This is a genomic window from Muribaculum gordoncarteri (genome assembly GCF_004803695.1).
Taxonomy (GTDB): domain Bacteria; phylum Bacteroidota; class Bacteroidia; order Bacteroidales; family Muribaculaceae; genus Muribaculum; species Muribaculum gordoncarteri.
This window is the reverse complement of sequence record NZ_CP039393.1, coordinates 242,448-266,959: the sequence shown is the minus strand read 5'-3', so window position 1 is coordinate 266,959 and position 24,512 is coordinate 242,448. Positions and strand designations below refer to the sequence as shown.

Sequence of the window (24,512 nt, the reverse complement as noted above, 5' to 3'; positions counted from 1 at the left end):
GAGTTAGCAACCGTGCGAATTTCAGCGTTTTGCGTTGCTATGCTGTCAAATAACTCTTTCATTTGCAAATATAGCATCTTTTTTCGAAAGTACGAACTATCGGCGGCAGTTTTATAAAATCGACTGGCGAAAAAACAAATAGAATTTTCCAAAATAGCTTGGGATAAGCCATTAACGAAATACTTTCTTTTAAGAGCACAGTGGTTTACCCAATAAAATTATATACCTTTGTAACAAGTTAAAGAAGATGTCGCAATGAATCGGATAAAAGAAGCATTGATTGAGGCGGGGATTAGTCAAACTGAATTGGCTAAACGACTTGGCAAAGGTTTTAATATGGTCAATCTATACGCCACGAACAAAGTGCAACCTCCTATACCCGTACTATACAGGATAGCGGAAATACTGAATGTGGATGTGCGTACACTTCTTGTACCTAACGAAATAAAAAAATAGACATATGGCAAATACTAATCTAAAAGAAGCTAAGGCGGCTAAGAATGATGAGTTCTATACGCAATTTCATGACATAGAGATTGAAATGAATGCCTATCTTGAATATGACCCGGACGTGTTTAGGGGAAAGACTGTATTGCTTCCTTGTGATGACCCCGAATGGAGTAACTTTACCCGATACTTTGCTGCCAAGTTCGATGAGTTAGGCTTGAAAAAACTGATTTCTACGAGTTATGCTCCGGATAGCAAAAAATACAAAACACCTTATCAGCCCTCTTTGTTTGAGCAAGAAGCGCCTCAATTCGACCCGTCCAAGGCACAGGTAAAAGGTAAGATATTCATCTTGGAACGAGACAAAAGCGGGGACGGGCGTATCAATATTGATGACCTCGAATGGAAGTATATGGATGGTGACGGGGATTTCCGAAGCAAAGAAGTTACCGAACTTCGTAATGAAGCGGATTTTATTATCACCAATCCGCCGTTCTCCCTCTTTCGTGAGTTCTTGGCTTGGATTGTGGAAGCTGGGAAGAAGTTTGCTGTAATAGGTAACATGAACGCAATCACTTATAAAGAGGTCTTTCCCTTGATAAAAGATAACAAAGTTTGGTTAGGTGCTACAGGAAATGGAAATGATATGGTTTTTGGCGTTCCTGACGGAGCTAAAGTAGATGAGAAAGACAAGGCTAAAGCTGCAAGATTGGGATATGTCGGTAATTATACCCGATTAGGTAATTCATGTTGGTTTACCAGCATAGAGCATGGCCGTCGTCATGAACCATTGCCACTGATGAGCATGGCAGACAACCTCCGCTTTTCCAAACATAAGGAACTGAAAGGCAAAGCTGCCTATGACCGCTACGATAATTATGATGCCATTGAAGTACCTTTTACGGATGCCATTCCTTCAGATTATGATGGAGTGATGGGAGTTCCTATATCCTTTTTGATTAAGTATTGTCCGGAGCAATTTGAAATCTTAGGGATAACCGATAGGGGCAATCAATGGGGATTAAAAACCAAGGAATACACCATTTCCGACACACCTAACTTTGCGGATTTGAACCGTAGGGGAGCTATTGGGAGCAATGGCTCTTTGGTTTCAACATATGCCCGATTACTCATACGCAAATTATGATCTGATATGTTTAATAAGAACTCTTGCATAAACTTGGGTATAATATTTCCCGTCAACCATATAATATGTTTCATTCTGAGGAACTTCGGAATGAAGCAAGACTGCCCCGTCATTGAGTTTCGTCACTTTCGTCTCTTTGCCATGACGGTCTACTTGAATCTGTTCTGGATAGACCTTGGAAGCACTACCATACCAAGTTTTAGTTATCCCTAAGATTTCAACTTAAAAACAAAAACAATAAATTATGACACAACATAATACCATCAAGCTTTTTGAAGCTAAAAAAGTCCGTACTATTTGGGACGACAAAGATGAAAAATGGTACTTTTCCATAGTGGATGTGGTGGCTGTCCTAACCGATAGCCCTAATCCTCGTAAGTATTGGAGTGTCTTGAAAACACGTTTAAAAAAAGAAGGGAGTGAGTTGACTACAAATTGTAGTCAACTGAAAATGAAATCGGCTGATGGAAAGATGTATTTAACCGATGTGGCAGATACTCAGCAGCTTCTCCGTTTGATTCAGTCTATTCCATCGCCCAAAGCAGAACCATTCAAGCAATGGATGGCACAAGTGGCGACTGAACGTCTTAACCAAATGCAAGACCCCGAACTCTCTATCAATCAAGCACTGGTGGACTATAAGCGGTTGGGGTATTCGGATAATTGGATTAATCAGCGTCTCAAATCCATAGAGATTCGTAAAGACCTCACGGATGAATGGAAGCGGCACGGATTGCAAGAGGGAGTGCAGTTTGCTACGCTGACCGATATTATTTATCAGACTTGGAGTGACATGACCGCCAAGGAATATAAGCAGTTCAAAGGTCTGAAAAAAGAGAACTTACGTGACAATATGACCAATAAGGAATTGGTGCTAAATATGTTGGCGGAACTTTCCACCAAAGAAATATCTGAAAGTAAAAATCCGGAAACATTTCGGGAACACATGGATGTGGCGGAAGCCGGTGGTGAGATTGCCCGCAATGCCCGTATGGAGTTGGAAGCCAAGACGGGTAAGGCAGTCATCAGTCCGCTGAACGCCAAGACAGGCATTGCGCTCAATTCATCTCCGGAAGAAGAAGACACAAAAGAATAATCCTAAAAAGTGAATCAATATCATGAAGACAACATTGCATACAGAATGGACTGTCGAAGACATCTGTAAAGGATTTACCTACAACGAATTGGAAGGTAAAGGTCTGTTTGGATTGGACGGGCGGCTCACTATCCAACCCGAGTATCAACGCCATTACATCTACAACGATGGGAAACGTGATGTAGCGGTGATAGAATCCCTGCTGAAAGGTTATCCCATCGGACTAATCTATTTCAACCGGACTGTGGACGGACGATTTGAAGTACTTGACGGGCAGCAACGCATCACTTCTATCGGTCGGTTCGTTACAGGAAAATTCGCCATCAAGGATGAAGCGGATAACGTACAGTATTTCTCGGGATTGCCCGAAGAGCAGCAACAAAAGATTATGCAATCCTCTCTGCTGGTATATGAATGCGAGGGTGAAGAAAAGGAAATAAAGGAGTGGTTCAAGACCATCAATATTGTAGGCATTCCGCTCAAGGAGCAGGAATTGCTCAATGCCATCTATTCGGGCGAGTTCGTAAATGCAGCCAAGCGGGTGTTCAGTAATTCCCAAAATGCGGAAATACAGAAATGGAGTCATTATATCAAGGGAGATGTGAAACGGCAGGATTATCTGGCGGAAGCCCTCCGGTGGATTTGCGACAGTAAGGGGATGAGCATTGATGCCTATATGAGCATACACCGTCACGAGCCTTCCACGGGAGAATTGGAAAGTTATTTCCGTTCTGTGATTGACTGGGTATCGGCTACCTTTACTATGGTAGAGCGTGACATGTGCGGCTTGGAATGGGGACGGCTGTATGAAACGTACCATGCCACCCCTTATAGCACCGTCCATGTCGCGGAACGGGTAAAAGCCTTGCAAGCGGATGAAAGTGTGCGGTGTCCCCGAAATATTTACGAATATGTACTGGGTGGAGAAGAGGATAAGAAACTGCTTGACATCCGTATCTTTGAAGAATCAACCAAGCGGGCTGCTTACAAGCGTCAGACCGAAGCGGCTGAGAAACAAGGAATTTCCAATTGTCCGCTCTGTGCGTTGGGGAATAATGCCAACAAGACCCGCATTTACAAACTTTCGGAAATGGATGCCGACCATGTGACTGCATGGAGCAAGGGAGGGGCAACCAGCATGGAAAATTGCGAGATGCTTTGTAAAACCCATAATCGTTCAAAGGGAAATCGGTGAAAGTGTGTTATTTTGAGAGAGTTAAATCAATTAATTCTCTCAAAATATGAACAATAAAAAAACATTTCACGAAGTTTCCGAGATTTGGTGTGATGCAAAGCGTCCGATAGTGAAGCATTCCACCCTATGTGCTTATCAGCTTACGTTACAAACACACCTATTGCCACGATTTGGCGCTGCGGAAAATATAACAGAGAAGGATGTCCAGCAGTTTGTGATAGACAAATGTACTTCCGGATTAGCAAGAAAAACAGTCCGGGATATAGTGGCAGTGCTCAAATCTGTTATCAAATACGGGAATAAGCACGGGATTTTCCATTTTGAAGAATGGGAAATCGAATATCCTACCCAAACAGAAAACAAACTGCCGCCCACATTGTCATTAAATCATCAGCGTATATTGATGCGTCACTTGCTGGAACAGCCCACTCCACAAAATATAGGTGTACTGTTGGCTCTCTGTACCGGAATGAGAATCGGTGAGGTTTGTGCTTTGAAATGGGAAGATGTGGATTTTGCACAAAAGACAGTCATCGTGAAGCATACTGTAGGCAGAATATATAACTGTGAGTTGAAATCTACAGAAAGGGTTCACTCTTCCCCAAAAACCAAGAATTCCTATCGTGAGATTCCTATATCCAAACAGCTTCTCCAAGCGTTGAAAATGGTAAGGAAACAATCTCAATCCCCATACGTGGTAGGCACTTCCACACAATCTAAAGAGCCCCGTTCTTATCGTGATTATTTTGGCAGGTTGCTAAAACGATTGGATATTCCCCACTTGGTCTTTCATGGACTTAGGCATACATTTGCGACCCGATGTATTGAAAGCCAGTGTGATTATAAAACTGTCAGTGTCATACTCGGTCACTCAAATGTGGCAACGACACTTAATCTGTACGTTCATCCTAATCTCAATCAAAAGAAACGGTGTATTGACCGTATGAGTAATTTCTTGGGAATAACATGAGTTAGTCTTGGACTCTATATATACATGGGGGACAAAAAATGTCCTCCATGTATGTGATGCGCATGATTGACTATAGCTTGAAGCCTTTATTCTTTTTCTGAATAGGCTTCAAGCCGACATTCTGTTGTAATCGTTCAAATTGTTTCTTGAACCATTCCCCGATATGCAGTCCGTCAATGGCAAGTATCAGCTTTCCATTGTTTGTACCAACTTTGGCAGTAACATCATTCGTCTTGAACTTACGCCTATGCTCATCGGAATAGAGTTCGCCGTTGTACGGCAATGGCTTGCCTGTCATTAAATGGGCGGTCTGTTCATGGGTAAAACCGACAGCAAGGCACAATTTCTCAATACGGAGCATAGCACGAAACCAAGGAAACCATTCTGTGGCTTTTATCAACAAGGCGTTAAGCCTTGATACTTCCGTTTGATGTTTTGTTACCGTCTCGTTCTTTTCCAGCAAGTGCCGTTGCTGCATTTCCAGCACTTGGCGGCTGTGGTCTGCCCGTATGGTCTGTATCTCGGCTTGCAGGGCTTCGATGGTCTCCTCGTGTGTGGCTACCTTCCTATGCAGGGCGGTGTTCTCCCTCTCCAGTGTCTTGACCTTGTTGCTCCCGAAAAGAGAACCGACACTCTCGGCGATGTTGGCGGCTGCGGTCGTGGCTGCCCCTTTCAGCCGTTCGGTCTGTATCTCTTTTTTCGCCCGTTCAAGCTCTTCCCGTGCCGTTTCTTTCCGTTCCTGCAATTCCACCACTTCCGTTTTCAGTTCCTCTGTTTGTCGCTTTATGTCACGGTAATATTGCTGCGTGGAAACGTGCCTCGCTTCCGAACCGTCCACGCCCCGTTGTAAACCGTATTTTTTCATCGCAACAGCGTAGCTGTCTTGATAGGCTTTCAGTTTCAAGCGGCTCATGATGTCATCGGCGCACAGCCTCACGGTGTCGGTCGGCTTCTTGCGGTAGCGTTTCTTCGCCTGCTCCTCCCTTTTCTTCCGCTTGCGTTCCCCCTTGACTATCGGCACAAGTGTGACGTGCATGTGCGGTGTTTTCTCGTCCAAGTGCAGGTGAGCCGCCACGATGTTCTCCTTCCCGAACGTGTCGGCAAAATATTTGAGGTTGTCGGCGCACCACTCGTCCAGCCGTCCCTCCCGTTCGATGCGTTCCATGTCTTCGGGTGTTGCCGACACGTTGATGCGGATTGCCCGCACTTGGTTACTTCCGATTTTGCGTGTCAGTCCCGCTTCTTCCAGCCTCCTTTGGATAGCCGCCGAACGGTCTTTCACTCCTTCGGGATATTCGATGAGTTTTCGGTTTAGATGCGTGCGTGTGGGGTCAGCGTTCTTGGGTATGATGAAACGCTCTATGTGGGCGGTCGTCCCGCTGTCGGAACCGTGCGCCTTTTCCATGTGTAAAACTACGAAACCCATATATTCTTCCTTTCTTTTTTGGCTTGTGCAACAATGATTTTTTTGTATCTTCAGGGGCGGCAAATGCCGTCCCCGATGGGGTGTGCAGAGGGGCTTGCCCCTTGCCTTATTGGGGAATTTTCAGCGATACGTAGTATTGCGGCTCGGAAAATTCCCTAATAAGCTACGGTATTTTCTCCGTAAATACCCTGCGGCGTACCGTCCGTCTGCCTTTCTGCGGTGGCTATCCCTGCCGTCTGCTTACCCATATAACCCCACCCTTATTTTTTCCCTTTCGGTCGGTGGGTGGCGGGGCGGTCGGATACAAGGTTTTCCCGATAAATACGCTCGCAGCGAAGCGAGAGGAAGATTTATCGGGAAACGGCGCAGCCGCCTGACCTTTTAGCCGACATAAAGCCCCGTGCTTGCTTTGCCTTTGTAAACGGAAATGATTGCTCCGCTTTCCTCTGAAAAGAGGAATAGAACCTGCAATATATATCACCATAGTGATATGTTTGCATGTTGGTATGTTGATATATCATCATGCTTTCCAACGGCTGTTGGGCTTGCCGTCCGAAACAACCGACACGAATACCTTCGTTTTCTCTTTTCGCCCGTGTATAATCCTTTCCAACAACACTTTGCGGACTTTCGCCGCCCCGAACGATTCAACACGGAAAGCGAGGGCGGCTATCGTTTCGAGGTTGTAAACCTCCGCGCTGTATTTGTCCGATATGCGGATAATGCGCTTTATGTCATATACGCTCAAAACTCCGCTTTTGCAGAGTGCCTTTATCCCTGCCCGAACCGTCGGGGCGATAACCCCGAACAGTTCGCAGATTTCCCGCTCGGTCATGGCGGTTGCACCTATATCGCTCGGCAGGGAGATATTGCCCTGCCCGTCCATCGTGATAATGTTCCTTTCTTCTTTCATCGGGATTCTGTTTTTAATTAGATGGCTCGGCAGATATTCTTCTCCATATCCTCCAACTTGTGCGACAAGGTTTCCATGTCTTGGCTTATCTTCTGGGCGGTGATTTTGGCGTAAATTTGGGTGGTTTTTATGTTCGTGTGTCCCAAAAGGCGGCTCACCGTTTCGATGGGTACGCCGTGCGACAGAAGTACGGTCGTGGCGTTCGTGTGGCGTGCCACATGGTAGGTCAAACGTACCTTGAAGCCGCATTGTCTGCCTATATCTTTGAGTATCTTGTTGCAGCTTCCGTTACTCGGAACGGGGAAAACATGACCGTCCCTTGCCAGCCCCTTGTACTTTTCGATGATACGCTTGGGAACGTCCAAAAGGCGGATGTTTGATTCGGTGTTGGTCTTCTTTCTTCGGGTGATTATCCACAGGTTGCCGTCGAAGAATGTTTGCAGGCGGTCGACGGTGAGGTTCTTCACGTCCGAATACGCCAAACCCGTGAAAACAGAAAAGACGAACAAGTCCCGTACAAGCTCGTGGGTGGCGTTCTTCATCGGTGCGTCCATGAGCGTCTGTATCTCCGTTTGGGTGAGGTAGCCCCTATCCACGCTTTCGGGAGAGTTGATATATCCGGCAAAGGGATTGAACGGCAAACGCCCGTTGTTCCTTGCAATGGAAACGATGTGTTTCAACACAATCATGTAGCCCCACACGGTATTGGTGCGGCATTTCTTCTCCGTGCGCAGAAAATACTCGAAATCGTTGATGAACGTGAGGTTGAGTTCCTTTAACGGAATATCCTCACGCCTGTAGGTATGGGGCAAAAACTCCCGAATATGGTTGCAGACCGTCCGATAACGGGTAAATGTACCCTGCGCCCTGCTGTGCCCGACTTTCTTCTCAAACTCGGCGTTGTGCTGCTCGAACAGTTTCAGCAAAGTTTCCTGCTTGACGCCGATACCGAGATAGGCGTCTTTGAGTTTGGCGGCGGTAACATAACCGTCCGTCTGCATTAACTCTTGATAGCGGCGGTTTACCTCCACACGGATTTTATCTACCGCAAGGTTGATTTTCTGTGCTTCGACGCTCTTGCCCGAAGCACGGCTGTTCTTCACGTCCCACAACCGTGGGGGAACGTCCATCTTGCAACTGAACTGTTTAATCTCGCCGTCCACCGTGATACGGCACATTAAAGGCAGGTTGCCGTTCGGCTTCTCGCTGCCTTTCTTCACGTAAAATAATACCTTGAATGTACTACGCATAACTCACTCCTTTTTTTGATTACAAAATTAGTTATTAGTGAGTTACCGACAGCTATGTAAATCTACGCAAAACGCAGAAACAGAACTGTTTAGCAAGAAATCTGCACCCGTTACGGGAGTAACGAGGTGGTAACTGAACTTCTGCACCGTTTGGCTTCGAGGTGGTATTTCGTTGGCTCTGTCCCATAGAAAAACAAAGCGTAACGAACGCTCTATCAGCTAATTCGCTACGCTTTGCCCAAATTTACTTTTTCGCTATGTGTTTATTTTAACTTTTGCAATTCTATCAAGAATCTCACCTTGTGCATTAGGAGCTACATTTTCGTCAATATAGAAATAGACACGCGACCGTGACTTATCACGTTTTCCATCAATAGTAACATGCCATCCACATTGATGATTTGTGTCCGACATGCCATTTTCCATATCCAATTTACTGATAAGGTCGGTAGTAAAATAATCACGAGCTCCTCGACCTGCAATGAATTTTTCTTTATTGTTTTCAAGAATTCGCATTTCCTCACGAGGAATCACTTCCATACGAATCCATTTAGCTGAAGTATTTGCATCTTCAATCGTTAACTCAACCTCCGACTCCCAATCGACATCCTCATTCAAGGTTCCATCAGCATTTTCGCGCAGGAGAAACCACACATCCATCGGGCGCACCGACGCATGAGCATCGACCTTGCGCTCGTTTACGATGGCGAGGTACACGGGATTGTCGGTTTTAACATTTACTCGACCGTCAAATGTGTAGGTATTGTCGTCGGAATTACGCACATAGTCAAGACCATGAATGGTGATGTTGTTGACATACTTGTGATTACGCTTAACCTTAAAGTCGTCAATTGTATTCTGGCCCATAAACACCTTGAACTCGGCTTCGTAGGTAAGACCCTGATGAGTTATATAGGAGCCGCGCAGCACCATTGCCGATGCGCGGTCTTTATAGGCGATAGTCGGCTTCCAACGCTGTTTCTCCTTGTCGGTAGTCACCCCTTCAGGGAAGGTCAATACATCATCCTTATATGCAGGGGTGCCATCGGCGCGTAGAGCTCCTTTATCAGGATACTGTATATTCTCGTAGGTATAGTAGGTGAACACATCCTGATCGTGGGTGTTCTTGTTAATCACTATGGGATTTTCAAGCGTCACCTTAACTTCCTTTTCAAGTTCACCCTTTCCAAGTACGGGGGTTGACTTTTTGGCAACAGTGTCGGGCATGGTGTAAGGTACGGTAGTGGGCATATTCATCACACCATACTCCTTGATTGTCAACTGCGGGAGGCGTCTGTCGGTACTCTCCTGATTGGGGTCGAGCGTAACGCGTATGTCAACACGGGCCATCAATGCCTTCATAGGGATGATAGTATTACCGGAAGCCTTACTTAAATCAACGCCCTTCAACATTCCAATCATAGGCATACCGGCCTTGGGCAGCTGTGTAATGTCAGTGCCCTCAGCTGTTCGCAATTTCGGGGCATATACCCACTTTTGAAGGTCGGCAAGAGAGGTGATTGTACATGGGTTGGGATTGCGCGTTTCTCCGGGATTGATTCGTGTACCATCCTCAATCTCGCCACCTGCAGTTATGACAGTGCCGTCAGGATATGCGGTATTGAAATAGTTAGCGCTTTCGTTGTCAGTGCCGTTGATGTTGGCAATGGCCACGATTGTGACATCGGTCATCGTCTTATAGGCTTCATCCTTGACCACAAACATGAAATTCTTCACATTGGGAATATAGGGCTTGAAGTTATCGGCATTGGATTTAATAAATTGACCGTCCTTGTCAAAGAAAAAGAGGTGAAGAGTGTTGATTTTCTTCTCGGCCTCGTTTTTAGGGTCATTGGCCCTCGACAACACTTCGGGCATCGAAAACGGCTCAATCATGTCGACACTCTGAGCCACGATGGTTACAGGGCCCGAAGCTTCAGGCTCGTCCCACAATTCATTGTCATCACTGCATCCCGTCATAGCGACAATCGACAGTGCGGCGACAATGGCATAGCAAAATCGGTTCTTTAATATAAGGTTTTTCATATATTCAGCTTAGTTAATGTCAATATCGTTATCCGATCCATTTTCCCAGTTCAATTCATTGTCGGCCTGGAAGATGAGCGTAAATTCATCGCCCACGAAGTTTAGATTGGCGGTGTGACGCACATTGGCACCCGGCACATAGGATAGCTTAAAGTTCTCGTGCGTCCATGTCCTCTTCTCTCCATTCAATGTATAGTTGACAATAATCGTCTTGCTGTCACCAAGAGCAAGTACATTAGTGGTGGGATTGGCAGCAGGATTGGGCAGCAACAGCAATGTGGTTCCATCGGGATTATCGGTCGAATAGCCCATCAATTGCGAGCTTTCGCCCGGAATTGTCTGCGGTTCCGTCATCAAGTTAAACCGGCCGCTGAACGAATCATCATCGAGATTCTTTACACTTCGTTTTGCATCTGCGCCCGAGAAATCGAACTCACCCGTGCGATAAAAGCGGCCTTCAAAAGACAGCGACTCTATAACCAGGTCATTGCTCGTGTGGTTGTGAAAACGGAATCGTATACCGGTCAATATGTGGGAGAATGCGAGGTCCACCTTGCCGTTGCGGCGGGTGTGGTCAAACTTCGCCGCAATAAGTGCATCGCTTATGCTGGTGTGGTCAAGAGGCGTAGGATTTTCACCCAAGCGTCCATCACTAAACGGCATCTCAAACTTCAAGACAGGCACACCCATGCCCGAAGCAGGCGACATTGTAAATTTGCCATTGGCACAGGCTATAAAGGTATAGGTGTAGCCATAAGATGTTTCAACATCGGCAGTGGAGCTGCTTTTTACCTTCCATGGCTGCGGCTCAGTGTAGGACATCATAGAGCCGTCGACAGTGACTTCCTGATTTTTAAACACATCAGGAGTGGAATAGGAGGACTTCTGAGGCCACTTGACATTGTAGGCGGCATTCCAGTCATCGCTATTACCATCGATGGTGCGAGGCACACAATAGCCCCACACATTAAACGAGGTCACGCCTCCGTCGCCAAACTTATCGACCAACGTAGAACGCGACACTGCCGAGCCGTCGCCGCCATTCAACACAAATGAAGGGGTGCCGAATGTTATATAATCGGCAGGGTTGTAGACCGGTGTCAGGTTGTCGGAATCATCGGAGCATCCCGACACTACAGCAGCCGTCAATGCAACAACTCCGGCAACGGTGATTCGTCGTATATAATTATTCATCATCTTACTTGTTTTTTACTTATTGAGGCAAATAGTTTCCGCCCTCGGCATCTTCCCAGTCCTGAATGGTGGGAAGGCTGAACAGGATGTACTGGTCGGGGCCGATGGTGAAGGAGTAGCGGTAGGTGCGCGAGGGCTGGTAACCGCCTGTAAGGCTGTAGGATGCCTTGTAGATGTCGGCGGTTACGGTCTTCTCCGTTCCGTTTTCGGTGTAGGTTATGTCGGCCTTTGCGCCCACGGGGATGGCCTGGGGCAGCATCAGCACGGTGTTGCCGCCGCTTAGCAGCGACTGAGGCTCGGAGCTGAGCGTGATGTTAAGCCCGCTGACGGAGTAGGCGTTGTCGCGGCCCGACAGATTGTCCCACTTGCCGTAGGTGTTGGCGGTCATGCCGTCGCTGCTCCACGAGCCCACGGTGTCGAAGCCGTAGAGCGTTATACCCGTAATGACAAAGGTGCCGGTGACAGCCTTGTCGACCGAGGCCGTGATGTCGACGCGCGACAACAGGTGACGGAAGTCGAGGCTCACAACGGTGTTGCCCTGCAATAATGACTCACGGGTGTGGGTGGCGGCCACGAGGTCGACACCCTGAGTGGCATCGAATGAGGTGACGCTAAGGCGGTCGGACGCTGCATCGCTACCCGGCGTGAACGCGGCATTGACCGTGACTGGGTGGATGGCGCGGAAGGTGTAGTAGCAGCCGGGAAACCAGTACTGCAGCGGGGTGGATGCGCTATAGCTCCAGTTGCCGTCATCGCCCTTGTTGACCGTAACGCCGTCAAACACATTGACGGGCTGAGCGCTCCATGAGCCGCCTACCTTAGTGCGGTAGGTACCCCACACCTTAAAGTCGTTGAGCGTGGCCGAGGTGGTGAGTGTCGTCGTAGCACGCGAGCCGTCGGCAGCTGAGGCACTGAAGCGCAACTCGACTCCGGCGGCTACATCGTCGTCGCTCGATGTCGACGAGCACGACTGCAGCGCGAGGGCAGCCGCGGCAATGCATGCGGCTGTATATATGTTAAGCCTTGGGCTTAGGATGTGTCGTAATTTAGATTGTTTCCACATAGCTTGGATTGGTTGGGGTGTTTTGTTTTTGTCACATCGGCTTCATCGAGCTGTTGCCGGCTAAAGGCCGATGTCGATTGAGGGGAGATGCTTGTTATAGATTGTGAGGCGAGATAGTGAGGAAAGGTAGCCGACCGAAACGATCGGCTACCGTGAGTTAAGTTGATTGTTTATAGTTTGATTGCAAGTTTTGATTCAAAATCAGTCTTGAGCAGGAAGACGACCGGCATCAATATTAACTTTTTCGTCTTCGTCTACAGGATTCCAATCTTCAACTGAACCAGAGAACACAATAGGATCAAGACCGGATGAATTACCCGACAAACCTATAGTATAGCAATAAGAGTGACTCATTTTCCATTCCGGACAAATAGAAGCAGTAAGTACCTTATCAAAAACATTAACGGTTTCTGTCCCTACTGTACGAGTTACAAATATATGGAATGAAATCTTAACATTTGCGTCTGAATACTTGTAAGGTATAACGTATGCAAAATCAGTTGTTGCCGACGAACCACTTGCGATAGTTGCATTTGCATCTAATAAAGCAGGCTTTACAGTAGGCTTCGCTTGATCGTTAGGATAGCGAGTTGGAACAGTATACTCATCGGTAATTCCCTGTCCATCAGGCTTAACCCAGCAGTTGACAGTTTCTGAAGGAAACTGTGAGCCGTAAAAGTTACCGTAATTGCGTACATTTATCACTTCAAGATCAGCAACTTTAACATTATAATCAGCAGGGAATTGATTTTCAAACTTAAACTGTATGCGAGCAAGAACGTGCTTGAAATTCAACGATTGTACAGGATTTCCAGTCGCAAGAGCCGGACCATAAGATGCTATTCTTGCATAAACGAGATCCTTTTGAACGCTCTCATCACATCTAAAATTAGTAATGTTGAGATATTTAGAATCTCTAAAGTTAGCATTCGCACCTGATGGAAGAGCGTCATCGTCTACAGCGTAAGCTGAGAATGTGTAAGTACTACCTTCAATCCAATAACGAGTATCGGTATATGTCCAACTACTACCCGATTTTGTAACGGGTATTCCATTGAACAGCTGCATTGAAACCTCAGAACCAGCCACTTTATAGCTTCCGTAAACTAAGAATTGATCAAAATTATCAACCGTAATTGCACGTGACTCCTTGTTTACCAATGTCTGGAAACCGATAGCGTTGGTCTGCTGGATGTTACCTTCTTCCAACACATCGGTATTGGAACATGAACTCAATGCCAACATAGCGGCAGAGAATAATAAAACTTTTTTCATTGTCAGAAAAATTTTGTTAATGAATAATATTAATTAAATTGATTGAATTTCAACCGTTTATTACACCGGATGCACCGGTATTATTATGTCTTCAAGCAATCCCCAGTCCTCGAGGTTGACATCAAATCCCGAGTCGCTCAGGTTTTCATCGTCCTCGATGCGGATGTCCTTCACCACTATCACACCGCCACGTGGCTGATGCTGCATCTGGTCGGTGATGTCAAATGTAACGTTCTTCAGGGTGCCGTTGGTAAGCTTCACCTCAAGATTGAGCGTATAGGGGCGCGGGGTGTCGCGACGCGTCGACTCGTCACGGCCGTAGTATTCGTCGGGGAATCCGGGAACACCGAATGAAGCCACCTCGGCGCGCGCTCCGTAGGGGGTGAGCGTGCAGTCGTAAAGGATTGTGGCGGCCTCGTCAGATGTCACGCCGTCGCGCATGTAGACCGACTCGGCCATTCCGGCCACGGCACCGCGAGCAAGCGCAACGTGCTGCTGTCCGTAGTCAAACTCATAACGGATCACATAAGTGTAGACGAGCGGCTGCAGGCGCACCGGCAGGGGCACATTTTCGTGCATCTTCAGCTCGGGCACTTCGGGCGAATAGGCGGCATAGAGCACATCGGGCGGATTGATGGTGCGCTCTCCGGCATGAAGCTCGCCGAGAGTGGCGCGTGAGCGTGATGTCGATGTGGCGCGTGCCGAGGGCAGCGAAGCCATGTCGTTGAGAATGATGTACTGGGTGTCGTTGTTGTAAAAGAGCAGCGAGTGAACGCTTGCGCCAAACGACACGTTGCCACCGGCGGTGCTCATGTAGAACTCCGAGATGCCGTCGGGGTGATAGGCCACCATGGTGACACCTTCGGGGTTGCCGGGACGCAGATTCTAGTAGGCCGAGCCGTAGAGGTCGGCATCCCAGTTTGACAGCCATCCCATGCCGTAGTCACGATACCACTCGTTTTCGTAGGATAGCGTCACGCCGGCCTCGGGAAAGTGATTGTAGCACAAATCCTTGCGACACGATGATGTGGAGGCGACCACAATGAGCGCCGATGCGGCGAGGAGTGTATTGTGAATGTTAAGTTTCATCTATATCAAGATAAGAGGGGATTATTTACCGGCTTTCGAGTCGAAAGCGTTAAACCGCCACACGAGGCTGAACTTTACCTTGACGGGGCCGAAGTAGTTGGTGCGGCTTTTGTGCTGAAAAAGATAGTGGTCGTCCTGGGGCTTGTAGACCTTGTACTGGGCGTAGAGGTAGCCGAAGCCCACCTCGGCGTCAAACGACAGGCAGCTCGACACGGGGAACATAAATCCGTAGGAGAGCCCGGTGAGGAAACCCTCGCCCTTGTAGCCTGTGCGACCGCCTTCGAGGTCAAACTTTCCCCCGCCGGCCGACAGACCCACGTAGTGGCCGTGCCACGGCTTGTAGGAGTGAAACCAGTAGCGACCCTCGGCTGCGAAGTTCATTATCTGATAGTACTTGTGACGACCGTCGTTTTTCCACCATGCCACATCGGCCTCAGCGGCGAGCGACCAGCGGTTGTTGATTCGCCATTCAAGCTCCACGTTGGGCATGAGCAGGGCATCGTAGATGAGATTGGTCTTCAGTGCGAAGTTCTGTGTCTTGGCCTCTTCGGAGGCTGCGGGGGTGACGCTTGCGGCTTCATGCTGCGACGCGCCCTGGGCGGCTGACAGCGAGGCTGCCTCATGCTCGACAGGTGCAGCTGACGCGCCTATATTGGCGGCCAAAGCCAACATCACGGATAGTATTACATATAGTGGGTTCATACACGCAAATGATTGGTCAAAAATGTAAATAAATGCAAACGACGAATGTGAGTGAGGCGAATTTCCATTAAAATTATGCCATAAGTAGAATATTCTATCTACCAATATTATAGTCTTTCACGTTTAATGTTCTTTTGCAGTACAAATTTATGTAAAAACACTGTATTAAACTGCCCCTACTAAGTTAATAATTGTTAATTACAGCCTATTATTTCAAACATTTGCTCGACCAACCGGCGATTTAACTCTTTTAGGTTAACGCAGCCTTGACAACCCCCTGTCGACACCCGAGCGCAGCCCCACAAGCCGCCTCGCCCCCATGGTGCAGCCATAAAAGAAAGGCTCCATGTGACATCACCCATCGGCGGGGAAATGCGACATGGAGCCGTGAATCTATAAAATATAATGTATTGCGATTACCGGGCGCGTGGCCCGAACCGCTATCGCTCGCCTATAATCTGCTTGGGATTGATGGCGTTGGCGGCGTCCTTGGCGGGCAGCTCGGCATCCTTTACACACAGGTACCACTTGCCGTCCTTCTTCACCGGGTTGAGCATCAGCGACATGGCGGGAACACCGCTCTTGCCGTCGCGGGCGCGCATGTAGGTGCGGTATTTCAGGTCGTTAAGTCCGGGCAGCGAGAAGTCGTAGTAGTCGATCTCCCACTCCACTACGGGGAAGCGCTCGAAGCGGGCGCGCATACGCTCGCGAAGCTCGTCGCTCATCTCGGTGACATTTCCGGCGGTGTCGGCCGAACGGAGCTGCGACAGGGCATAGTCGATGTTGCCCGCACGCAGGCTGTCCATCAACGCGTTGCCGGCCGAAAGCACCTCGGTGGTGTCGCTCGCCGAAAGGGTGGCGGCAAACTCGGCCTCGGCATCCTCGTAGGTCACATAGTCAGTTGACTCCTTGCTCGACTTGGAGCACGACCACAGGACAAGCGATGCGGCAATGAATACAAATATTTTTTTCATATCGACAGGATTTTATGTAACAAAGAGCACTGATTGTAACAATCAGTGCTCTTATCGTTATCAGGGATTAAACAATCGTATCAAATTAGTTGTTGATAGTCTTCTTAACCTTACCGGTAACCTCAGCTGTGATAGTACCCCAGCTGTAAGTGATGGTTACAGGAACCTTGATGTTGAACTCCTTAGTTGTACCTGAGTTGTTGTACCATACAAGGTCAAGCTTGTTAAGATCAGCAACAGTTGCGATAGAAGCGGTTGATACACCGGCAGTAGTAGTAACAGTAGCACCATCCTTACCTACAAGCTTAAGGTCAAGACCGGGGAGCTTGTCCATAGTGTACCAGTTAAAACCATCCTGAACCTGAACCTTGTTCTTATCGAATGCAACAGTAGCAATCTGATAGTAGTTGTAGAGGTTAACACCGTTCTCAGTAGCTGCAGTGGCAACACCGGCTGCATTTACAGTGAAGAGTGCCTTGTCACGCCAGTCGCTCAAAGTGAAGAACTTAGCCAAAGGCTCAGCGTCACCGTCGGCAACAGCGTCCTCAAATTCTACGCCCTGACCATTGTTAACGTCGATAGGACGGAGGAAGCGAGATTCAAATGACAGAATGCCATCGAAGGGAAGCTTGCAATCGCCATAAGTAGAAGCGATTTCTACGTTAGCGTAAGTCCAGTTAGGATAAGCCTCGTTGTGACCGAAGAGGTTGAGGATTTCCTTAGCAAGTGTATTGTTGTCGGCAGCTGCAGTAGCACCGGGAGCATAAACGAGCTCACCAGCAGCATTAAGAGTTGCGATAGTTACGGTACCAACCTTGAGGTTGTTTCCATCGGCAACCAACTGATATTCCTTGTCACCCTTTACAATCTTAGGCTGAACAGCTGAAAGCCTGTAAGAGTAAGCCAAAGGAAGATCCTTAAGAGCGGTAGCCCAGTCATAACCTGTACCGGCAGGAGTTACCTTAACTGTATTTTCAACGAAGTATTCGTTAAGTTCCTTTTTATAGCTCAATACATTGGTTGCACTTGTGCTGGGATAGGGAACGTTTACGTTTACACGTGATTCAGCAACACCCTTGCTGTTAGCATACCACTGGTTAGTGTATTTAACACCGTAAGTAGCAGTAGGAGCAGGAAGGACAGTCATTTCAAGACCTACATAGAGGTCGCCTGTACCCTTAACTGAGTTGAACTTAGTGTAAAGAGTGATCTTGTGTTCAGCGTTAGCATCGAAGATAGCCTTCTGCTGAGCAGCAGTTGCAGTCCAAGTCAATACACCGTTGGCGCTTGCGGCAAATTCATCATCGTCAAATACGATAGTACCGTAAGAAACAGCAGGAGTAATTGTAGCAACATCTTTGTAAGTAGTCTTACCATCGGCTGTAACGGCTACATAAGTCTTGCCATCTTCTGCCCAAGTGTAGTTTTCGCTGAAGTTGCTGTGGTCAAGCTTGATGTCCATAGCCTCGAGAAGCTTACCGCTCCACTGTTCCCAAGTGCTCTCTACTTCGGTTGAGCAGAGGTAAGGAAGTGCAGCAGCTCCGGGGTTGAGAACGAAGCCCTTAACAACGGGATCAACAGTGTTGGTGTACTGAATCTTAGCATAACCGGCAAGAACAACCTTACCCTCAGCGTTAACGATAGTAACAACAACTACCGGACGACGGTTAACTGAAGAGATACCGGCAGCGTTGTCGCCTGTACCGTTGGCAACGGGAGTTCCGTTATCGCCAATGTGCATAGGAGTAAGAACACCATTTTCGTTGATTGTTGCATACTGTGATTCTACAGTTTCGCTGTTTCCTACCTTGTAGGCAAGGAGTGAATATTTAACTGTCAAACCATAGTCAGCAAGTTCGGCAAGAGTCATGAACTTGTGCTCAGCATTAGCAGCAGGTGCCTTGAAATCAGCCTGAGTATAGCATACCTGCAGCTTAGAAGCGAGGTCAAGATTACCGCCGTTATACTTCCACATGATAGAAGCTACGTTAGAAACTGCCTTTTCACCATCGCTGTAGAGTTCGAGGTTGTGAGCTTCCTTAGTAGTGTAAGTAGAAGCGGTAGTGAATGAAATAGCCTGAAGCTTGCGAACTGCGGGAACGATAGCTGAGTAGTTTGAAGTCACCTTATCGTCTTCCTTAACAGTAGCCTCAAGAGCCATTACTGTAAGCTCACCATCCTTACCTGCCTCAAGATACTTAACGAGTTCTGCACCCTTAGTAGCCTTGTAGGGAACATTGAGGTTACCGTTCTTGCTTACGGGCTTAACGAGGTCGTTGTTAACTACCTCGAATACCATAGTAGGCTCATCGGCAGCACGGCTTCCCTGAAGGAATTCCTTGTCGTCAACGATAATATTGTAAGCGAGCTTCTCGATGTTAGCGTTAGCAGGGTTAAGTTCGTAATTAACGTGCTGGATAGGATAGATGTAAGTTTCCTTTGCAGCAGCGGGAATGCTATACTTCCAATCCTTCGGAAGTGTGTTCTCAACCTTAAGTTCCTCATTGTTTGCATCAGCAGCAATTGTCTTGCCTGCAGCCTGAGGATCCATAAACTTAACAGGAGCATAAACGTAACGTGATGCTTCAACACCTGCTTCATACAAGTCGGGTATGAAAACGAGGCCGCGGAGAAGACCGTTACGAGAAATAGCTACAGTGCCATAGATGGGCTTGCCGGCTTCGTCGGTACCGGTCTGAACGCCGGTCAAGTAAACGTAGTTAGCGTCAGCAACAGCAGTAATGCCGGGAGTCTTGTCACCCTCTACAGTGATTGCGATATCAACTGACTTACCGGTCTTTTCATACTTCTTAGCTTCTGCATTCCAAGCATATTCTTCAAGCTTTGTGCCCTCTTCGTTAGGAGCCCAGTAGTTACCGGGTGCGCCTGTTGCGCCGGGGGTTCCAACACCGTCCTTGCCCTGAGCTTCGATACCGGTGTTTTCACCATTCTTGAACCAGTAAGCCTTTCCGTCAACTTCGCGGATGTCCCAAACCTGAGCGGTAGTTCCGTCCTGTCCGTTCTTAATGGTGTAGGTCTGAGTGTTACCGTCCTTAGTAACGGAGATAACGATACCCTTGCCGTCCTCAGTAGGTACAACCGAATTAAGGATAGCTCCCTGCGAGATCTTCTGATTGATAGCCTCAATCGCAGTCTTGTTTGCTGCTATTTCAGTTCTCAACTGGTCGATGTCGTCATCGTAGTCCTTACAGCCAACAAAAGCAGTTGACATTCCCAGTGCAAGAAATGAGAATAGCGAAACTTTCAAAAAAGTTTTTCTCATAATTAAGTAAACTGTTAAATTAATAATATATTATTAAGCTTATACGCTTCAAAAGTGTTTTAAATAGCCTTAAAATATCGGCAAAAATTACTACATTTGTAAAAGCACAAAGCTATTTTGGGTACAAATATCAAACATTTATTTGAATCTACCAAATAAATAATTGAATTTCTTAACGTATTTATGGACATTTGCGACCGAATAAACGAAATCATAAAGCACGAGAACCTAAACATCGCCTCATTCGCCCGTAAAATAGGGATTGGCGACCAAACAGTTAGAGGCGTGGTAGCCATGCGCCGTAACAAGCCGGGCTTTGACTTCATCATGAAGATAGTCCAAACATTTGATTGGCTCGATGCCCATTGGCTGATAACCGGCGAAGGCGACATGATTTGTAAAAATATGTTAACGATGGGGGGGGTGAAGAATCACCCTCGATTGAAGCGCTTTTAACTCTCATTCGCGAGAAGGACAAGCGCATCGAGCAGCTCATCCGCGAAAACGCCGCCCTCACCGCCCCTTGCAGCCCCCCTTCGGCGGCCGAGCCCGCCGACACCTCCGCGTGACATATACACATACGCGCGCATACGCAGGAAACCCCGGGCAGATATATGCCGCCAGGCATATCATACTTAACCGCGGGTTGGCCGGAGGCCTACCCGTGGAAAGGGTGGGCAACAGCCCTACCCGTGGAGCGGACCGCTATCCGCGAGCCACAACCCCTTGCGGTTCTAGTGGTCGGAAGACACAGCAAAAAGTCGAGCCTGGTTGTTATATCAAAAAAACAGATATGACTACACAGCACCCAAAAGATAATGTAACAGCCATCGGGGTGATAAAAAACCTCCCATACGATAAAATCTCAGAGATAGCGGCCAAAACAAAGGTCGATTACAAAGCAAAAAAATTACGTGGAGTAGACATGATGGTCGACTGCATATTTGCAATGCTGTCTTCATCTCAGGTCAGTCAAAGGATTATATCGATAAAAAATGGCATCCCGCTGATGACGGACACAAATGGCACCTCTGACAGCAAGCGCACAGTGGTGGTTCATTCATCTTTCAGCGAGCGGCTGACCAGGATAAATATAGATTTTTTCAAAGAGGCATATGCACTGATATGCTCCAAATATCTTAAGTATGTACCCGATGCTGTACTGGATGACATGCAAATAATACGCGTTGACAGCACCATGGTCGCCGAGACCTCAAACAAACTTGTGGAGGGTTTCTCTACCGGCATGACAAAAAATACATCTTCAGACCGGAGACAACTCAAGTACACCATGGCTTATAACGGACTCAACGTTGTGGCGGCCAATGTCTTTACAGAAAGGACATATTCTGCCGACAATGCCCCGATAAGCAAGACTGTGGCACAATGTCTGCGTAAAAGGGCGGGGATGTCGAATGGATATGTCTTTGACAGAGGCTTGAAGGATGTGGATGATTTCAAATGTATCGCGAAACTGACAAAACAGAACCGGGCCTTCTTCGTCGGGAGGCTCAACCTAAACCGCTGCACACAACCCGTAGAAACGATGTTGCCCGAAGACTCTGTGCTGGCAGACAATGAAGTGGTAGTGACCGCGGATGACAAGGGTTATCTCAGAGCCAAACAATCCGACAAATGGGATACCTCATGCCTTTACAGGATTATACGGGTTAGATTCAAGACACCGCGTCCGGAATCTCCACGAAACACCAGACGCCACGCCCGACACTATGATGACGAGATGGTCTTGATTACCAATAACTTTGAGAAAGATGCCATCGAAATTGTCCAATATTACCGAAGGCGCTGGGATATTGAGGTATTCTTTAAATTTCTCAAACAGGATCTGAGCTTTTCACATTTTATATCAACAAATGTACACGGAATACAGGTAATGCTGTATATGACCCTGATTGTCGCCCTGCTGGTTAAAATATATTCCATTGCCCATAATATGGGGCCACGCATAGCCAAACAGGCCATCATGACAGAATTGATTAGATATCAGACAGAAACGATAAAAAGACTTGAGGCTCAAGTAAAATCAATGAAATCAGAGGTCAATAATCTAAAAATCAAAATACTATCGTTACAAACCTCTTCCGACCACTAGAACCCTTGCGGGTTGCACACCCATACACTCGCCCCGCGTCAGCGCAGGGCGCAAACCCGTCACCAGCAAATCCCCGCGTTAGCGCAAAAGCTGCGTTAGCTGCTTAACAAGGTTAGGCCCGCGCAAGGACGCTGATATGCGTCCGCTGCACGGGTATAGGAAAGCATTATATATAAGAAGAGGGCTGCGTTAGCTGCCCAATAGAAACGCTACACCATGGATGGCACTTATTGGGCAACTACGTAGCCCTCGGGGTTGCACTCGCCCGGGCACAAAAAAAATCGTGAATTATTTTCACGATTCCTAAAAAATTAATCTACTCTTATCACCCATTCCCTGCGGAATGGAAAAAAATCATATACACTCTACATTTATCGGTACATCTCTGCAGATGCTTCAAAGTACCACGTAAGTACCTTCTTCAAAAACTTTTTCATAACACTTCTATTTTATAATCGTCCACTTTACTTTTCTTTCATTATCAAGAGAGAGAGATCCGCATTATCAGTTCTTGTCGTCAAACACAGGTGAGCAATCACCGGTCACACGGAAATATTGATGACGGCCCACATTTTCAACGTATGAGTTGACACTCTCCTTGAAAAACTTAATCATCTTGTTCATAACTGTAAAAATTTTAATTATACAATATTCAACATCCGACTCTTCGGCCTTAATATCTCTTTAAAATGGGGTTCATGGAATATGAATCCCGGGGTTTGCAACGTGGCTTACTGCTTCTCGGGGTTGAAAGCCGAATGATTGGCCGAGAGGCGAATCACCTGATTGTCGCTGACAACCTTAACGTAAGCATTGATACCACTCTTAAACAACTGAATCATCTTGTTCATAATACTAACTTTTTAATTACCTAAAACAATTTTTTATTGGCCTGACTCTTCAGGACCTTTGCTATTATATACACTTGAAAACGCTGCAAAGTTAGGTCAACTTCAAGAAAAATGCAATAAAACTATGTTTTTTAACATAAAAAATTTGTTATCTCATTCATTTTCAACAATATAATTTTAGGCATTAAAAGAGTTAAAAACTGTTCAAAAGCCGCATAAATGCATATTTATTCACCACGAATTACCACCCGATATAGCCTCAAACGGATAATTTAGCCATTTCCAACGTTAAATCGGCACAGAAGCATTGGCAGTTTGAGAAATAGACTTAATTTTGCGCCCGATTTACAATCTATATTTAATTTTTTTCTTACAGAACTATGATTCTACAATGTGCCGTCTTGTTTGCGTTCCTGGCAATCGGCGAGTTTGTCGTATGGGCCACAGGGGTGCCTGTACCATCAAGCATCATCGGGATGCTGCTCCTCACGGCCGCCCTTAAGCTGCGCATCGTGCGCCTGATGTGGGTCGACCGCGTGTCAGACTTTCTTGTGAAGAACCTCGGATTCTTCTTTGTTCCCGCAGGCGTGGGCCTCATCAACTGCCTCGGGCTCATCAAAGCCCAGTGGCTCCCCATCATCGGGGCATCGATAGTAAGCACTTTCCTAATCATCGCCGTCACCGGTTGGGTCCACCAGCTTGTGCGCCGTCTTTCAGCACCGCATCATGAGCTTTCTCGATAACCAATACTTCCTGCTGGCCCTTACATTTATTATTTATGTGGCCTCACAGCTGCTACAGCGTCGCACCGGCATATCGATGCTCAACCCCATCCTGCTGTCGACCGTGGCGATAATCGTGTTTCTGCTCGTGTGTGACATCGACTACGACACCTACTCCAAGGGCGGCGAGTTCATCGACTTCTGGCTCAAACCCGCCGTAGTGGCGCTTGGCGTACCCCTCTACCGTCAGCTCGAGTCGATCAAGAAGCAGTTTCTGCCCATTCTCCTTGCCGAAGTCGCGGGATGCATCGTGGGCATAGCGTCGGTTGTCATCGTGGCGCAGATGCTCGGAGCGTCACGTGAGGTGGTAATGTCACTCGCCTCAAAGTCGGTCACCACCCCTATCGCCATCGAGGTGACGCAAGCCATAGGCGGCATTCCTGCACTCACGGCCGCCGTCGTGGTGTGTACCGGCATCTTCGGCGGCATGACAGGATTCAGGATGATGAAGCTGTCGCGCGTCAAGAGCCCCATAGCCCAGGGACTTTCCATGGGTACGGCCGCCCATGCCGTGGGCACATCGGTGGCCATGGAAACGGGCTATCGCTACGGCGCATTCTCGTCGCTCGGGCTCACCATCAACGGACTCTTCACCGCCCTGCTCACCCCCTTCATCCTGGAGCTGCTCGGCTACACTCTGTGACGCCATGTCACGCGGCGTCACGCAGGGGTGCCGTCGCCGTCACGTGCGTTTTA

21 protein-coding genes are annotated in these 24,512 nt (G+C 47.5%); 9 read left to right on the top strand and 12 right to left on the bottom strand.

The window, feature by feature from the left end; all coding sequences use genetic code 11:
• The first annotated feature begins 255 nt into the window (after positions 1–255).
• The 5 genes from E7746_RS01170 to E7746_RS01145 all read left to right on the top strand — a co-directional run bounded on the left by E7746_RS01170 (position 256) and on the right by E7746_RS01145 (position 4,855).
• On the top strand, positions 256–456 hold the full coding sequence (locus E7746_RS01170) for a helix-turn-helix domain-containing protein (RefSeq protein ID WP_005834452.1): 201 nt from the start codon (positions 256–258) through the stop codon (positions 454–456).
• 4 nt (positions 457–460) lie between these two features.
• Complete coding sequence (locus E7746_RS01165) at positions 461–1,594, top strand: adenine-specific methyltransferase EcoRI family protein (protein ID WP_005834451.1); 1,134 nt, start codon at positions 461–463, stop codon at positions 1,592–1,594.
• Positions 1,595–1,838: 244 nt separating this feature from the next.
• Positions 1,839–2,690, top strand: a complete 852-nt coding sequence (locus E7746_RS01155; protein ID WP_005834447.1) for a BRO-N domain-containing protein — start codon at positions 1,839–1,841, stop codon at positions 2,688–2,690.
• Between the two features lie 22 nt (positions 2,691–2,712).
• Complete coding sequence (locus tag E7746_RS01150; RefSeq protein WP_057098036.1) at positions 2,713–3,885, top strand: HNH endonuclease family protein; 1,173 nt, start codon at positions 2,713–2,715, stop codon at positions 3,883–3,885.
• Positions 3,886–3,931: 46 nt separating this feature from the next.
• Positions 3,932–4,855, top strand: coding sequence for a tyrosine-type recombinase/integrase (locus E7746_RS01145; protein WP_016272402.1), 924 nt, complete (start codon positions 3,932–3,934; stop codon positions 4,853–4,855).
• Between the two features lie 70 nt (positions 4,856–4,925).
• Here the strand turns inward: E7746_RS01145 and mobV are convergent, their stop codons facing one another.
• From mobV to E7746_RS01085, 12 genes are all read right to left on the bottom strand, one after another.
• The gene (gene mobV, locus E7746_RS01140; protein ID WP_061412985.1) at positions 4,926–6,281 is read right to left on the bottom strand and encodes a MobV family relaxase; all 1,356 of its coding nucleotides are present in this window, start codon (positions 6,279–6,281) and stop codon (positions 4,926–4,928) included.
• A gap of 520 nt (positions 6,282–6,801) precedes the next feature.
• On the bottom strand, positions 6,802–7,194 hold the full coding sequence (locus E7746_RS01130; RefSeq protein WP_057098034.1) for a hypothetical protein: 393 nt from the start codon (positions 7,192–7,194) through the stop codon (positions 6,802–6,804).
• A gap of 17 nt (positions 7,195–7,211) precedes the next feature.
• On the bottom strand, positions 7,212–8,444 hold the full coding sequence (locus E7746_RS01125; RefSeq protein WP_057098033.1) for a site-specific integrase: 1,233 nt from the start codon (positions 8,442–8,444) through the stop codon (positions 7,212–7,214).
• Between the two features lie 255 nt (positions 8,445–8,699).
• On the bottom strand, positions 8,700–10,490 hold the full coding sequence (locus tag E7746_RS01120; RefSeq protein ID WP_136409577.1) for a fimbrial protein: 1,791 nt from the start codon (positions 10,488–10,490) through the stop codon (positions 8,700–8,702).
• Between the two features lie 9 nt (positions 10,491–10,499).
• Positions 10,500–11,687 (bottom strand): fimbrillin family protein, encoded by a 1,188-nt coding sequence (locus E7746_RS01115; RefSeq protein WP_136409576.1) that lies wholly within the window; start codon positions 11,685–11,687, stop codon positions 10,500–10,502.
• 16 nt (positions 11,688–11,703) lie between these two features.
• Positions 11,704–12,747, bottom strand: a complete 1,044-nt coding sequence (locus E7746_RS01110; RefSeq protein WP_136409575.1) for a fimbrillin family protein — start codon at positions 12,745–12,747, stop codon at positions 11,704–11,706.
• Between the two features lie 201 nt (positions 12,748–12,948).
• Positions 12,949–14,022 carry a fimbrillin family protein gene (locus E7746_RS01105; protein ID WP_136409574.1) on the bottom strand — a complete coding sequence of 358 codons (1,074 nt, stop codon included), beginning with the start codon at positions 14,020–14,022 and terminating at the stop codon, positions 12,949–12,951.
• A 60-nt stretch (positions 14,023–14,082) separates the two neighbouring features.
• The gene (locus tag E7746_RS01100) at positions 14,083–14,904 is read right to left on the bottom strand and encodes a DUF5119 domain-containing protein (RefSeq protein WP_262709699.1); all 822 of its coding nucleotides are present in this window, start codon (positions 14,902–14,904) and stop codon (positions 14,083–14,085) included.
• 3 nt (positions 14,905–14,907) lie between these two features.
• The gene (locus E7746_RS15190) at positions 14,908–15,111 is read right to left on the bottom strand and encodes a hypothetical protein (RefSeq protein ID WP_238337281.1); all 204 of its coding nucleotides are present in this window, start codon (positions 15,109–15,111) and stop codon (positions 14,908–14,910) included.
• Between the two features lie 21 nt (positions 15,112–15,132).
• Positions 15,133–15,813, bottom strand: a complete 681-nt coding sequence (locus E7746_RS01095) for a DUF3575 domain-containing protein (protein ID WP_136409573.1) — start codon at positions 15,811–15,813, stop codon at positions 15,133–15,135.
• A gap of 440 nt (positions 15,814–16,253) precedes the next feature.
• Positions 16,254–16,787, bottom strand: a complete 534-nt coding sequence (locus E7746_RS01090; protein ID WP_136409572.1) for a hypothetical protein — start codon at positions 16,785–16,787, stop codon at positions 16,254–16,256.
• Positions 16,788–16,872: 85 nt separating this feature from the next.
• On the bottom strand, positions 16,873–20,070 hold the full coding sequence (locus E7746_RS01085) for a hypothetical protein (RefSeq protein ID WP_136409571.1): 3,198 nt from the start codon (positions 20,068–20,070) through the stop codon (positions 16,873–16,875).
• A gap of 183 nt (positions 20,071–20,253) precedes the next feature.
• Here E7746_RS01085 and E7746_RS01080 point away from each other — a divergent pair, with 183 nt between their 5' ends.
• From E7746_RS01080 to E7746_RS01065, 4 genes are all read left to right on the top strand, one after another.
• Complete coding sequence (locus E7746_RS01080) at positions 20,254–20,526, top strand: helix-turn-helix domain-containing protein (RefSeq protein ID WP_136409570.1); 273 nt, start codon at positions 20,254–20,256, stop codon at positions 20,524–20,526.
• A gap of 337 nt (positions 20,527–20,863) precedes the next feature.
• On the top strand, positions 20,864–22,183 hold the full coding sequence (locus E7746_RS01075) for a transposase (RefSeq protein WP_136409415.1): 1,320 nt from the start codon (positions 20,864–20,866) through the stop codon (positions 22,181–22,183).
• Between the two features lie 1,231 nt (positions 22,184–23,414).
• Positions 23,415–23,777 (top strand): CidA/LrgA family protein, encoded by a 363-nt coding sequence (locus tag E7746_RS01070; protein ID WP_136409569.1) that lies wholly within the window; start codon positions 23,415–23,417, stop codon positions 23,775–23,777.
• Positions 23,761–24,459, top strand: coding sequence for an LrgB family protein (locus E7746_RS01065; RefSeq protein WP_136409568.1), 699 nt, complete (start codon positions 23,761–23,763; stop codon positions 24,457–24,459). The genes E7746_RS01070 and E7746_RS01065 overlap by 17 nt, the downstream gene beginning before the upstream one ends.
• Positions 24,460–24,512: the final 53 nt, after the last annotated feature.